10 protein-coding genes are annotated in these 12,613 nt (G+C 73.5%); 5 read left to right on the top strand and 5 right to left on the bottom strand.

What is annotated here, in order from left to right:
- From MNY62_RS01680 to MNY62_RS01670, 3 genes are all read right to left on the bottom strand, one after another.
- Window positions 1–1,203 (bottom strand): MFS transporter (locus MNY62_RS01680; protein WP_242342355.1); only part of this gene is annotated, 1,203 nt, incomplete at its 3' end.
- Window positions 1,204–1,246: 43 nt separating this feature from the next.
- The gene (locus MNY62_RS01675) at window positions 1,247–2,491 is read right to left on the bottom strand and encodes an MFS transporter (RefSeq protein ID WP_242342354.1); all 1,245 of its coding nucleotides are present in this window, start codon (window positions 2,489–2,491) and stop codon (window positions 1,247–1,249) included.
- A gap of 83 nt (window positions 2,492–2,574) precedes the next feature.
- A complete protein-coding gene (locus MNY62_RS01670) occupies window positions 2,575–4,569 on the bottom strand; it encodes a potassium transporter Kup (protein ID WP_242342353.1) in 1,995 nt (664 codons plus the stop codon).
- A 281-nt stretch (window positions 4,570–4,850) separates the two neighbouring features.
- Here MNY62_RS01670 and MNY62_RS01665 point away from each other — a divergent pair, with 281 nt between their 5' ends.
- The 5 genes from MNY62_RS01665 to MNY62_RS01645 all read left to right on the top strand — a co-directional run bounded on the left by MNY62_RS01665 (window position 4,851) and on the right by MNY62_RS01645 (window position 10,780).
- On the top strand, window positions 4,851–6,245 hold the full coding sequence (locus MNY62_RS01665) for an MATE family efflux transporter (RefSeq protein ID WP_242342352.1): 1,395 nt from the start codon (window positions 4,851–4,853) through the stop codon (window positions 6,243–6,245).
- A 50-nt stretch (window positions 6,246–6,295) separates the two neighbouring features.
- A complete protein-coding gene (locus MNY62_RS01660; protein ID WP_242342351.1) occupies window positions 6,296–6,730 on the top strand; it encodes an archease in 435 nt (144 codons plus the stop codon).
- A 48-nt stretch (window positions 6,731–6,778) separates the two neighbouring features.
- Window positions 6,779–8,218: an RtcB family protein gene (locus MNY62_RS01655; RefSeq protein ID WP_242342350.1), complete on the top strand. Its 1,440-nt coding sequence runs from the start codon at window positions 6,779–6,781 to the stop codon at window positions 8,216–8,218.
- Between the two features lie 101 nt (window positions 8,219–8,319).
- On the top strand, window positions 8,320–8,547 hold the full coding sequence (locus MNY62_RS01650) for a hypothetical protein (protein WP_242342349.1): 228 nt from the start codon (window positions 8,320–8,322) through the stop codon (window positions 8,545–8,547).
- Between the two features lie 55 nt (window positions 8,548–8,602).
- Window positions 8,603–10,780: a thioredoxin domain-containing protein gene (locus tag MNY62_RS01645; RefSeq protein ID WP_242342348.1), complete on the top strand. Its 2,178-nt coding sequence runs from the start codon at window positions 8,603–8,605 to the stop codon at window positions 10,778–10,780.
- A gap of 433 nt (window positions 10,781–11,213) precedes the next feature.
- Here MNY62_RS01645 and MNY62_RS01640 read toward each other — a convergent pair whose 3' ends face one another.
- Together MNY62_RS01640 and MNY62_RS01635 are read right to left on the bottom strand one after the other, a co-directional pair.
- Complete coding sequence (locus tag MNY62_RS01640) at window positions 11,214–11,723, bottom strand: hypothetical protein (protein ID WP_242342347.1); 510 nt, start codon at window positions 11,721–11,723, stop codon at window positions 11,214–11,216.
- Window position 11,724: 1 nt separating this feature from the next.
- Entirely contained in the window at window positions 11,725–12,351 is a 627-nt protein-coding gene (locus tag MNY62_RS01635; protein WP_242342346.1) for an RHS repeat domain-containing protein, read from the bottom strand.
- Between the last annotated feature and the right edge of the window lie 262 nt (window positions 12,352–12,613).

The raw sequence follows: 12,613 nt of genomic DNA, 5'->3' as shown, positions 1-12,613 counted from the left end.
CGACGCCGCGGCGGCGAGCACGGCGACCGCCGCGCCGGCGCGGAGCGCGAGCGCGTAGCCCTGGAGGAACGCCTCGCCGCCCGCGGCCGGTCCGGCGCGCAGCGCGAAGAGCGCGCCCGCGAGGCCCACCCCGGCCGCCATCCCGGCGCTGCGCGCCGTCGCGAGGAGCCCGCCGCCCGAGCCGAGCCGCTCGCGCGGGAGCGCGCCCATGACGAGCGCGTTGTTGGGCGCCTGGAAGAGCCCCATCCCTGCGCCGCACAGGGCGAGGCGGGCCGCCACCGAGGCGGCGCCGCCCTCCGCGCCGGCGAACGACAGCGCGACGAGGCCCGCCGCGAGGAGCAGCATCCCCGCGGCGGGGAGCCACCGCGCGCCGAAGCGATCCGCGATCCCGCCGGCGAGCGGCGACGCCACCGAGAGCGCGACGGGCACCGCGGCGAGGACGAGCCCGAGCGAACCCGGGGCGAGCCCGAGGACGCGCGCGAGGAAGAAGGGCGTGAGGAAGGTCTGCGAGAACATCGCGGCGTAGGAGAGCAGGCCCGCGACGAGGCCCCAGGAGAAGGCCGGGATGCGAAACAGCCGCGCGTCGAGCAGCGGCCCGCCCGCGGCCCCGCCGCCGCGCGCGAGGACGCGCAGCGCCCAGGCGGCCCCCGCGATCCCGATCGGCAGGTTCACGTAGAAGATCCAGCGCCACGAGAGGTGCGTGAGGATGAGCCCGCCGAGCGGCGGCCCCGCGGTGAGGCCGAGCGCGACCACGGTGCCGACCGTCCCGAGCGCGCGCCCGCGCATGCGCGGCGGGAACGCAGCGGTGACGATCGCCGGTCCGATCGCCATCATCGCGCTCGCGCCGAGCGCCTGGACCCCGCGCGCGAGGACGAGCGCGCCGAGCCCGCCGGCGAGCCCGCAGAGCGCCGACCCCGCAGTGAAGACGAGGAGCCCGCCCGTGTAGACCGCGCGGTGCCCGAGCCGATCGCCGAGCCGGCCGAGCGGGACGAGCGTCGCGGTGATCGCGAGCAGGTACGCGTTCACGACCCACTGCAGCGGCCCGACCGCGGCTTCGAGCTCCCGCCCGAGCGTCGGCAGCGCGACGTTCACGATGTTCCCGTCGAGCGTCGCCATGACGGTCCCGACCGCGACGACGGAGAAGGCGAGCCAGCCCTGGGGCGGCGGGGCGGGGGCGGTCGAAGCGGTGGGGATGGGGCGCAAGGGTCGGGGTCGAGCGAGGTCGAGGTCGAGGTCGAGGTCGCACTCACTGCGAAGTCGGCGGGAACAGCGTCGGGTGCTGCGCGAGCACCGTCCGGCGCAGGCGCGGCAGGGCGAGGTGGAACACGGCGCTCGCGGCGACCACCACGGCCGCTCCCGCCGCGATCGTGCGCGGCGCGCCGAAGCGGCTCGCGGCGAAGCCGGCGGCGAGGGCGCCGAAGGGCGTCACGCCCACGAACAGCGTGGAGAAGAGCCCCATCACGCGCCCTCGCATCTCCGCCGGCGCGAGCCCCTGCAGGAGCGTCATCGTCCCGGCCATCTGGGTGATGAACCCGAAGCCGGCCACGACGAGCGCGGCGCCCGCGACGACCGGGTGGCGGGAGAGGGAGAGGCCGAGGAGGCCCGAGCCGAGGAGCGTCGTGCCGAGCGCCACGCGGCGCCCGAGCCCGGCGAGCCCCTTGCGCAGGAGGAGGCCGATCGCGCCCGCGAGCGCGCCGGCGCCCGCGCTGCCGAGCAGGATCCCGTACAGCCCCGCCCCGCCGTGGAGCACCTCCGCCGAGACCACCGGCAGGAGCGCCTGGTAGGGCATGGCGAAGAAGCTCGAGACGGCGAGGAGCGCGAGCAGCGCCCGCACGTGCGCGGTCCTCCCCGCGTAGGCGAGCCCCTCGAGCAGGTGGGCGCGCCGGCTCCCCTCGATCTTCGGCTGCGCCGGCGGGCGCATCTGCACGAGCGCGTAGTAGGTGCCGGCGAACGAGAGCGCGTTGAGCGCGAAGCACCAGCCCTCCCCCACCGCGGCGACGAGGCCGCCGGCGAGCGCCGGGCCGACGATGCGCGCGGAGTTCACGATCGACGAGTTGAGCGCGATGGCGTTCGGCGCGTCGCGCCCGGCGATGTCGGCGAGGAGCGCCTGGCGCGCGGGGATCTCGAAGGCGTAGGTGAGCCCGAGCATCCCGGCGAGCACGATGACGTGCCAGGGACGCACGGCGCCGGTGAGGGTGAGCACGGCGAGCAGCACCGCCTGGACGATCGCGTTCGTCTGCGTGGCGAGGACGATGCGCCGGCGCGGGTGGCGATCGGCGATCGACCCCGCCCAGATGCCGAACAGGAACACGGGCACCTGGCCGAGGAAGTTCACGACGCCGAGGAGCTCGGAGGAGCGCGTGAGCCGCCAGACGAGCCAAGACTGCGCGACGCTCTGCATCCAGGTGCCGGCGAGCGAGACGCCCTGCCCGGCGAAGAAGAGCCGGAGGTCGCGCTTGCGAAGGGAGCGGAGAGCGTCGGGCCAGCGCATCGTCGGTGGCGGCGGCCTCGCGGCGCCCGCCGCGTGGCCGGGCGTGAGCGGTGACGGGCCAGGCGCCGCCCGGGCCCGGCTTGTCAGAGCTGGATCTGCGCGCCCATCTCGACCACGCGGTTCGGGGGCAGCCCGAAGAACGCGGTCGCGGTCTGGGCGTTGCGCGCCATGATGATGAAGAGCCGCTTGCGCCAGCGCGACATCTTGGAGGGGCCCGTCGGCAGGAGCGTCTCGCGGCCGAGGTAGTAGGTCGTCTCCATCGGCTTCAGCTCGATCTTCGGCCCGTCGAGCTTGCGCCGGGGCAGCGACGCGAACATCGCCGGCACGTCCGGCGTCTCCATGAAGCCGTAGCGGGCGACGACCTGGAAGAAGCCCGAGCCGAGCTCCTTCACGCTGACCCGCTCGGCGTCGGGGACCGACGGGATCTCCTCCGTCACGAGGGAGGCGAGCACGACGCGCTCGTGCAGGACCTTGTTGTGCTTCAGGTGGTGCAGGAGCACGGGCGGGACGCTGCCGGTGTTCCCGGTCATGAACACCGCGGTCCCGGGGACGCGCTGGGGCTTGCGCCGCGCGATGTCCTCGAGGAACACCTCGAGCGGCAGGCCCGCGCCGCGCATCATCTCCGCGAGCGCCTCGCGGCCGCGCTTCCAGGTCGAGAGGAGCGTGAACACGAACGCGGCGGCGGCGAGCGGGAACCACCCGCCCTCCTCCACCTTGATGAGGTTCGCCCCGAAGAAGGCCACGTCCACGAGCAGGAACAGGAGGGTGAGTGGCCAGGCGCGCCAGCGCGGCCAGCGCCACAGATCGCGGGCGACCCGGTGGAAGAGCAAGGTCGTGATCGCCATCGTGCCCGTCACGGCGATGCCGTACGCGGCCGCCAGGTTCGAGGAGGTCTTGAACCCGAGCACGAGGGCGATGGTCGCGACGCCGAGGAGCGCGTTCACCTCCGGCACGTAGATCTGCCCGATCTCGGTCGAGGAGGTGTGCCGGATGGTCACCCGCGGCGAGTAGCCGAGCTGCACCGCCTGGCGGGTCAGCGAGAACGCGCCGGAGATGAGGGCCTGGGACGCGACGATCGCGGCCGCGGTGGCGATCGCGATCATCGGGTAGAGCGCCCACTCGGGCACGAGCAGGAAGAACGGGTTCCGCGCCGCCTCCGGATCGTGGAGGAGGATCGCCCCCTGCCCCATGTAGTTGAGGAGCAGGGCCGGCATCGCCACGAGGAGCCAGGCGACGCGGATCGGGCGCCTCCCGAAGTGGCCCATGTCCGCGTAGAGCGCCTCGCCGCCGGTGATGACGAGGACCACGCCGCCGAGGACGAGGAATCCGCGCCAGGCGTTCCGGGCGAAGAACGCGATCGCGTGCGTCGGCAGCACGGCCTGCAGGATCGAGGCGTCGAACAGGATCCCGCGCACGCCGAGGATCGCGATGCAGACGAACCACACGAGCATCACCGGGCCGAACACCGCGCCGACCACGGCGGTGCCGCGCCGCTGGATGAAGAACAGCAGGGCCAGGATGCCGACGGTGACGGGCACGACCCAGTGCGCGAGCGCCGGCGCGGCGACCGTGAGCCCCTCGACCGCGCCGAGGACGGAGATGGCCGGCGTGATGACGCCGTCGCCGTAGAGGAGCGCCGCGCCGAAGAGCCCGAGGATGAGGAGGAGCTGCCTCCCGCGCCGGCGGGCCTCGTGCCTGCCGACCAGCGCGAGCAGGGCGAGGATCCCGCCCTCGCCGCGGTTGTCCGCGCGCATCACGAAGGACAGGTACTTGAACGTGACGACGAACGTCATCGCCCAGAACACGAGCGAGAGGACGCCGAGCACGTTCGCGGGGGTGGCGGGGACGCCGTGGTGCCCGGTGAAGCACTCCTTCAGCGAGTAGAGCGGGCTCGTCCCGATGTCGCCGTAGACGACGCCGAGGGCGCCGAGCGCGAGCTTCGCGAGCGCAGCGCCCCTCGCGGGCGCGCGATGGCCGTACGCGGGCGCGAGCGTCGCGACGACGGCCGCCTCGGCCGGGGCCGGGGTGGCGCTGCGGGAGGGTTCGGGACCGGCGCGCGGTGAGCGGGTTTCGGACATCGAGGGTCCAGCGAGGGCGGCGGGAGGTAACCATGGCGGGCCCCCGGCCGTCGAGAGGCTAGGCCGCGATGGAGCCCAGGTCTCCGGGATCTCTGCTGATTCAAGCTGTGAACGCCGCCGGTCCGGTGTCGGCACACGGACCATGGGTACGTTTCTGGGCGCCCGCGAGGCGTGCAGGCGCCCTGCCGCCGAGGCGGGCTCTGCGGCACGGATCCGGGGTGCGGCGGGGTGCGCCGACCGGCTGCGCCCCCGGTCGGTTGCGGGTATGTTCCCCCGCCCCGATGGCCCACGCTCACCCGCTCCGCGCGGAGGTCTCCGCGCTCGTCCGGCTCGCCCTCCCGCTCGCGATCGCCCAGGGCGGCCAGGCGCTCATGGGCGTCGTCGACACGGCGGTGGTCGGGCGCGCCGGCCCCCTGCCCCTCGCCGGCGTTGGCCTCGGCAACGTGCTCTTCATGGCGCTCGCCGTGTTCGGCATGGGGGTGATGCAGGGCCTCGACCCGCTCATCGCGCAGGCGCTCGGGGCGGGGGACGCTGCCCGCGCGCGACGCCTCCTCTGGCAGGGGACCTGGCTCGCCCTCGCCCTCTCCGCGGCGCTCGCCCTCCCCTTCCTGCTCGCGCCCGCGGCGCTCGAGCCGCTCGGGATCGGTGCGGACGTCGCGCGGGAGGGGGGGCGCTACCTCGTGTGGCGGCTCCCGGGGCTGCCGTTCTTCCTCCTCTACTTCTCGGGCCGCGCGTACCTCCAGGCGCACGGCATCGTCCGGCCCATGGTGGTCGCGACCGTGATCGCGAACCTCCTCAACGTCCCCGCCGACGTGCTCCTCGTGTTCGGCGGCGCCGGGCTCCCCGCCTTCGCCGGACCGCTCCGCGCGATCCCACCGCTCGGCGCCGCGGGCGCCGCGATCGCGACGAGCCTCTGCGCCGTCGCGCAGGCCGCGCTGCTCGCGCTCGCGGTGCGCGGCGTGCCGCGGCCGCAGGGACGCCTCGCGCGCGCCCCGGACCGGCCCGCGCTCCGCGCCGCTCTCGCCGTCGGGCTCCCCATCGGCCTGCACATGGGCGCGGAGGTCGGGATCTTCGCGCTCGTCGGCTTCCTCGCCGGCCGCTTCGGCGCCCTCCCGCTCGCGGCGCACCAGCTCGCCATCTCCATCGCGAGCCTCACGTTCACCGTCGCCATCGGCTTCGGCAACGCCGGCTCGGTCCGCGTGGGCTGGGCGGTCGGCCGCCGCGACCGGGCGGCCGCGCGCCGCGCCGGCCTCGCCGCGTTCGGCTCGGGGGCGGCGTTCATGTCGCTCTCCGGGCTCGTCTTCTTCCTCTTCCCCGCCGCCATCGCGCGGGCGATGACCGACGACCCCGCGCTGGTGGAGGCCGCCGTGCCGCTCCTGCGCGTCGCGGCCCTGTTCCAGCTCTCCGACGGTATCCAGGGCGTCGGCTCCGGCGTGCTGCGGGGCGCGGGCGAGACGCGCTTCACGTTCGCCGCGAACATGGTCGGCCACTGGGCGCTCGGCTTCCCCGCGACCGTGCTGCTCGGGTTCACGCTGGGTCTCGGCGTGACCGGGCTGTGGTGGGGGTTCGTCCTCGGCCTCACCGCCGTCGCGGTGGGGCTCTACGTCCGCTTCCTCCGCGTCTCCGCGCGCGAGATCGTGCCGCTCGCCGAGCGGGCGACCGTCGAGGCCGGCTGACCCGCGAGGGCGGGCGCGGCGCCGGCCCCCGGGCTAAGCTCGCCCGCGCGATGCGTCTCGCGCTGCCGCAGCCGTTCGAGGACCTCGGCCACACCGCCGACGTCGGCGTGCGCGTGCGCGGCGCCACCGCGGAGGAGGCGCTCGCGCGGCTCGTCCTCGCGTTCGCGACGCTCGCGTCGGGCGGCGCGGGGGTGGCGGCGGAGCGCGAGGAGCGCGTCGCGGTGCAGGGCGGACCCGGGCACGCGGGCAGCGCGGTGGCGCTCCTGCGCGAGCTCCTGTACCGGCTCGCGACCGAGGGGCTCGTCCCCGCCGCCTGCGAGGTGCTGCGGGTGGACGCGGCGGGGGCGGAGGCGATCGTCGCCTTCGGCCGGCGAGACCCCGTGCGGCACGCGGAGGGGGCGGATGTGAAAGCGGTCACCTGGCACGTCGCGCGGCTCGAGCGCGAGGACGGCGGCTGGGTGGCGCAGGCGGTGTTTGATGTTTGACGGGGGCTGCGCGGGGTCGGGGTCGGGCGTGGTTCCGAGGAAGGCCGAATGAAGCTCCGGCGCATCGAGGGCGACCTGTGGGAGATCCCGCGCGAGGGGCGGATGCGGGTGCCGGGCCGGGTTTACAGCGCCGGGCCGCCGGCGCCCGACGACCCCGCGCTCCAGCAGGTCGCGAACGTGGCGCACCTGCCCGGCATCCTGCGCTTCTCGCTGGCGATGCCGGACATCCACTGGGGGTACGGCTTCCCCATCGGCGGCGTGGCGGCGATGGACGCCGAGCACGGCGCCGTGTCGCCGGGCGGCGTGGGCTACGACATCAACTGCGGCGTGCGGGTCCTCACGACCTCACTCGAGGAGGAGGACGTCCGCGCTCGGCTGCACGCGATCACCGCTCAGCTCTACCGCGACATCCCCACCGGCGTGGGCGCGAGCCGGGCCATCCCGCGGCTCTCGGACGACGAGCTCGACGAGGTGCTCGCGAGCGGGGCGCGCTGGGCGGTGCGGCGCGGGTTCGCGGCGGCGAGCGACGACGCCGAGCGCTGCGAGGAGGGCGGGCGGCTCTCCGGCGCCGATCCGTCCGAGGTCAGCGCGCGGGCGCGGGCGCGCGGCGCCGATCAGCTCGGCACGCTCGGCAGCGGGAACCACTTCCTCGAGCTGGATCGGATCGCGGAGGTCTACGACCCCGCGGTCGCGGAGGCGTTCGGGCTCGTCCCGGGCCGCGTGGCGCTCCAGATCCACTCCGGCTCGCGAGGCCTCGGCTACCAGGTGTGCGACGAGTTCATCGCCGAGATCGCCGCGCGGGGCGGCGAGTTCGGGGACGACTACGCCCACCTCCCCGACCCGCAGCTCGCCGCCGCGCCCATCGCGAGCGCGCTCGGCCAGCGCTACCTCGGCGCGATGCAGGCCGCCGCGAACTTCGCCTGGGCGAACCGGCAGGTCATGACCGGCCTCGCCGTCCGCGCGCTCCTCCACGCCCTCCGGATCTCGGAGCGCGACCTCGGCGCGCGCGTCCTCTACGACGTCTGCCACAACGTCGCGAAGCTCGAGGAGCACGAGGTGGACGGGGCAGCCCGGCGCGTCCTCGTGCACCGCAAGGGCGCGACGCGCTGCTTCGGCCCCGGCGATCCCCGCGTGCCCGCGCCCTACCGCGCCGCCGGCCAGCCGGTGCTCATCCCCGGCGACATGGGCCGCTACTCGTACGTCCTCGCCGGCACCGCGCGGGCGATGACCGACACCTTCGGCAGCTCCTGCCACGGCGCGGGCCGGCTCCTCTCGCGCGGAGAGGCGCTCCGGCGCGGGCGCGGGCGCTCCATCGCGCGAGAGCTCGCGGCCCGCGGCATCGAGGTCATCGCGCGCGGGAAGAAGACGCTCGCCGAGGAGATGAGCGAGGCCTACAAGGACGTGGCGCAGGTCGTCGCGGTGATGGACGGCGCGGGGATCTCCCGCCTCGTCGCCCGGCTCGAGCCGATGGGCGTCATCAAGGGCTGATCCGCCCCTGCCGGACGAGCGCCGGCGTGCGCGGCGCCCGCGGCCGCGAAGCTCCGGCGGGGCCCCCTTCCCGCGCTCGTTCCGCGCCGTAGCTTCTCCTCATGGACGTGACGGACGTCCCGCGCGTGCAGCTCGTCCTCCTGCCGGGCGGGCGACGAGAAGGCGATGCGCCTGCAGGAGGCGGGCTCCCCCGGGAGGCGCTGCGCGTCATCCCGGGTGGGCCGACGGGTGACCTGCAAGCCGCCATCGAGGAGACCGTGCAGGCGGCCCGGCGCATGCGCGCGGAGATCGAGGCGCGCATCGCCAAGGCCCTCGAAGACCTCTTCTGAGGGTCCCTGACGGGTGACCGTGAGCGGGCGCCCGCCCCCCGTTAAGCACCGGTCCATGATGGAGAGACTGCCCGGAGCGGACCCGTTCTCCGAGGCGCTCGCGCGCCGGCTCAGCGACGCGGTGCGCGCGAAGGGCGACGGCTACGTCCCCCGCACCCATCACCTCGACGCGCAGGGGCGGCCTCGGTTCACGAACCGTCTCATCCTCGAGAAGAGCCCCTACCTCCTCCAGCACGCCCACAACCCGGTGAGCTGGCGGCCGTGGGGCGAGGAGGCCTTCGAGGACGCCCGTCGCACCGGCCGCCCGGTGTTCCTCTCCGTCGGCTACTCGACCTGTCACTGGTGCCACGTGATGGAGGGTGAGTCGTTCGAGGACGAGGAGATCGCGCGCGTCCTCAACGAGCGGTACGTGCCGATCAAGGTGGACCGCGAGGAGCGGCCCGACGTGGACGGGCTGTACATGACCGCGGTGCAGCTCCTCACCGGCAGCGGCGGGTGGCCGATGAGCGTGTGGCTCACGCCGGAGCGGGAGCCGTTCTTCGGCGGGACGTACTTCCCGGCCCGCGACGGCGATCGCGGCGCGGGCCGCGGGTTCCTCTCCCTCCTGGGCGAGATCGCCGAGCTGTACGCGCGGGACGCCGGGCGCGTGAAGGCCGCCACGAGCTCGCTCGTGGACGCGGTCCGCGCGGCGCTCGCGCCGCACGGCGCGCCCGCGCCCGACGCGCCGGGGCCGGAGGTGCTCGAGGCGGCGTTCCGCGGGTTCCGCGAGGCGTTCGACCCGGCGAACGGCGGGCTGCGCCGCGCGCCGAAGTTCCCGTCGAGCCTGCCGGTACGGTTCCTCCTCCGCTACCACCGCCGGGCGCGCGATCCGGAGGCGCTCCGGATGGCGACCCTCACGCTGGAGAAGATGGCCGCCGGCGGCCTGCACGATCAGGTGGGCGGCGGGTTCCACCGCTACTCCACCGACACCGCCTGGCTCGTCCCCCACTTCGAGAAGATGCTGTACGACAACGCGCTCCTCGCGGTCGCCTACGCCGAGGCGTTCCAGGTCACGGGGCGGCGAGACTTCGCGCGCGTCGTGCGCCAGACGCTCGACTACCTCGGGCGCGAGATGACCTCGCCCGAGGGGGCGCTCTACTCCGCCACCGACGCCGACTCCGAGGGCGAGGAGGGACGCTTCTTCGTCTGGAGCGCGGCGGAGCTCCGCGAGCGCCTCGGCGCCGACGCCGAGCGGTTCATGCGCTTCCACGGCGCGACCGAGCAGGGGAACTTCGAGGGCCGGAACATCCTCCACGTGCCCGCGCCGGACGAGGACGCGTGGGAGGCGCTCGCGCCGCAGCGCGCGGCGCTGTACGCGGCGCGCGAGGCGCGCCCGCGGCCGCTGCGCGACGAGAAGATCCTCGCGGGCTGGAACGGCCTCGCCGTCTCGGCGCTCGCCTTCGGCGGGCGCGTCCTCGGCGAGGAGCGGTACGTCTCGGCCGCGGCCCGCGCGGCCGAGTTCGTGCTCGGGCGGATGGTCGTCGACGGCCGGCTGCGCCGCGCCTGGCTCGACGGGGCCGCCGGCGTGCCGGCCTTCCTCGACGACCACGCCTTCCTCGCGCAGGGGCTGCTCGATCTCTACGAGGCGACCTTCGACCCGCGCTGGCTCGAGGCGGCGGTCGCGCTGTCGGAGCGGCTCGAGGCGCTCTTCGGCGATCCGGAGGGCGGCGCCTGGTTCGGGTCCGCGGCGGATCACGAGCGGCTCCTCGCGCGCGAGAAGCCCACCCACGACGGCGCCGAGCCCTCGGGCGCGTCGGTCGCGCTCGTGAACGCGCTCCGCCTCTCGGCGTTCACCACCGACGACCGCTGGCGCGTCCGCGCCGAGCGCGCGCTCCGCCACTACGCGCGCGCGCTCGAGGAGCATCCGGCTTCCTTCACCGAGCTGCTCCTCGCCGTCGACTTCGCGACCGACGTCGCGCGCGAGGTGGTGCTCGTCTGGCCCGAGGGCGAGAGCGCGCCGGAGCCGTTCCTGTCCGTGCTCAGGCGGAGCTTCCTCCCGAACCGCGCGATCGCGGGGGCGGCCGAGGGCGCGGCGATCGATCGGCTCGGGCGCGTCGCCCCGGTCGCGGCGGAGAAGGTGGCCCTCGGAGGCCGGCCGACCGCCTACGTCTGCGAGCGCGGCCAGTGCCGGCTCCCGGCGATCGCGCCCGAGAAGCTCGCCTCGCAGATCGCGCCCGTCCGCCACTACCGCTGAGCGCTGACAAGTCGCCGCGGGGCACCTACGTCAACGCGACCATTCCCGGCCGGTTACCGCCTCCCACCGACGACCGAAACCCGCCGAAGAAGCAGAACCACCGCTCCCGCGCCACCAATATTCCCAGCAAAGACCGCAGCACTGCGGACAGACCTGACCAGGTCAACGATTCTACTTCACCTCAAGCCCATGAGGCCGAAAGCGCCGGGCGGGCGGCGCGGGACGCCGCGACGAGCGAGAGGAGGCGCGTTCACGGACGCTTCCTACGGTGGACGCGAGCGGAACGGCCGGCGCGCCACGCGAAGCTAGCCGACTTCGGACCCGTCGTCCCCTCGTCCCCCTCAACCGCGGCTCCACGGCGTCGTTCGCGACCCTACGGATTCTGATGCTGCATCGGCCATGGCGTCGCGGAGCACCGGAAGTTCGACATTGGTCACTGACCCGACGACGCCTGTTCGCCAAGGCTCCCGAGGGCGACGCGCCTCCACCATGCCTCATCGTGCGCACCGCTGATTTCAACGGCCTTCTTGTACTCGATGCGTGCCTCGTTCTCATTGCCACGTCGTTCGAGAACCACCCCGAGCCGTGCGTGCATTCTTGCCAAGTACTGCCTTTCATCAGTGGCTCCGAATCGGGTAGAGCCTGTCACGAACGCTCCGAACACTGGGAATGATGGACCCCAGACTGACTTGTCGGGGTCGAACGCGAGCAGCCCCGAGCCGCCCTCCAATGCGCACGAAGCGTGAACGAGAGCCCGGTCGAGGTTTCCGGCGCTAAGCGCGGCACGTAGGCGGTCCGCCTGCTCCGACTCGAACCCAAAACGTGTCATTGAGACGAACAGCCGGCTCGCACGCGATGAAAGAACGGAGAAGATCCCCGCGCCCACTACAACGCCCAGGATAAACACAGCAAGCAACCCCGATATGACGGCGAATCGGCGCACGTCAGTTCTCCTCGCAGTTTCTCTTTGGCATTTCGCCGCCCGGCGGCTTGAGGTCATCCTTGCCGCCCATGCTCTTGCAGATAGGCGCCGTGACGTCACACGCTGCCTGCTTGGCCGTGTCGTCCCCTGCGCTTTCGTAACAGGTCTCTCTATCGGCCTCACAGCATATCTGCGCCCCCATCACCCCCTTCTTGCACGCCCAGTTGACTACCTTCCTGCAAACCTTCTTCTGAATGGGGCCCCAGTCTGGATTCTGGCACGGAAGGTAGCGGTCCAGGCCAGTGGAGTCGAAGTATCTCAAGGGATTGCCGCCCGCGTACGTATACCACTCCGGAACATACTCACCGTTACTCAAACCATCGAGCGCAACGGGATCCAACTCTAGATACCGCCCCACCCCCGGCAGGTACCACCTATTCCAGTTGTAATACGGCCCCTGGAGCCCGACGCTCCCGAGCAGCCGCTCGTCGTACTGCCCCGGCAGCCGCAGGTTCGTCACCACTGTCCGCCCGGAGATCGGATCAACCGACGTCTTCTCCGAGATGTCGCCAAACGGCTTCGGGTACGTGTTCCACACGAGCTGTCCGCTCGAGTTGGTCATCGCGCGCGGCAGGCCAACGTGGTCCACGTGGGGGTAATACGTGTAGCCGTCGGTACCGCCCGCCGGCCCCGGGTACTCGATCTGTTCGCCAACAAGGTCAGGAGACTCATGCCCTCAGTGAAGGTCCCTGAAGTGAGTTGCTGTCCAGGATCTGGGGGGAGGTCAAGTATCACCGGGCTCACGAAACTAGCCATCTAGAGTCGGGGGCAGGTCAGCCGCCCCGGCGCCACTGCCCCGCACTCATTCAGGATGCGCTCGCAAGACGGCGTCGATGGCCTCGGCGGCCCTC

Source organism: Anaeromyxobacter terrae (assembly GCF_022690685.1).
Classification (GTDB): Bacteria; Myxococcota; Myxococcia; order Myxococcales; family Anaeromyxobacteraceae; genus Anaeromyxobacter; species Anaeromyxobacter terrae.
Note: the sequence above shows the minus strand (reverse complement) of the source record. Positions and strands in the feature narration are given on the sequence as shown.

Coding starts and splice junctions, on each gene's coding strand:
- MNY62_RS01670 (WP_242342353.1), bottom strand. CDS start 4,569: ATGTCCGAAACCCGCTCACCGCGCGCCGGTCCCGAACCCTCCCGCAGC.
- MNY62_RS01645 (WP_242342348.1), top strand. CDS start 8,603: ATGATGGAGAGACTGCCCGGAGCGGACCCGTTCTCCGAGGCGCTCGCG.
- MNY62_RS01675 (WP_242342354.1), bottom strand. CDS start 2,491: ATGCGCTGGCCCGACGCTCTCCGCTCCCTTCGCAAGCGCGACCTCCGG.
- MNY62_RS01650 (WP_242342349.1), top strand. CDS start 8,320: ATGGACGTGACGGACGTCCCGCGCGTGCAGCTCGTCCTCCTGCCGGGC.
- MNY62_RS01660 (WP_242342351.1), top strand. CDS start 6,296: ATGCGTCTCGCGCTGCCGCAGCCGTTCGAGGACCTCGGCCACACCGCC.
- MNY62_RS01655 (WP_242342350.1), top strand. CDS start 6,779: ATGAAGCTCCGGCGCATCGAGGGCGACCTGTGGGAGATCCCGCGCGAG.
- MNY62_RS01665 (WP_242342352.1), top strand. CDS start 4,851: ATGGCCCACGCTCACCCGCTCCGCGCGGAGGTCTCCGCGCTCGTCCGG.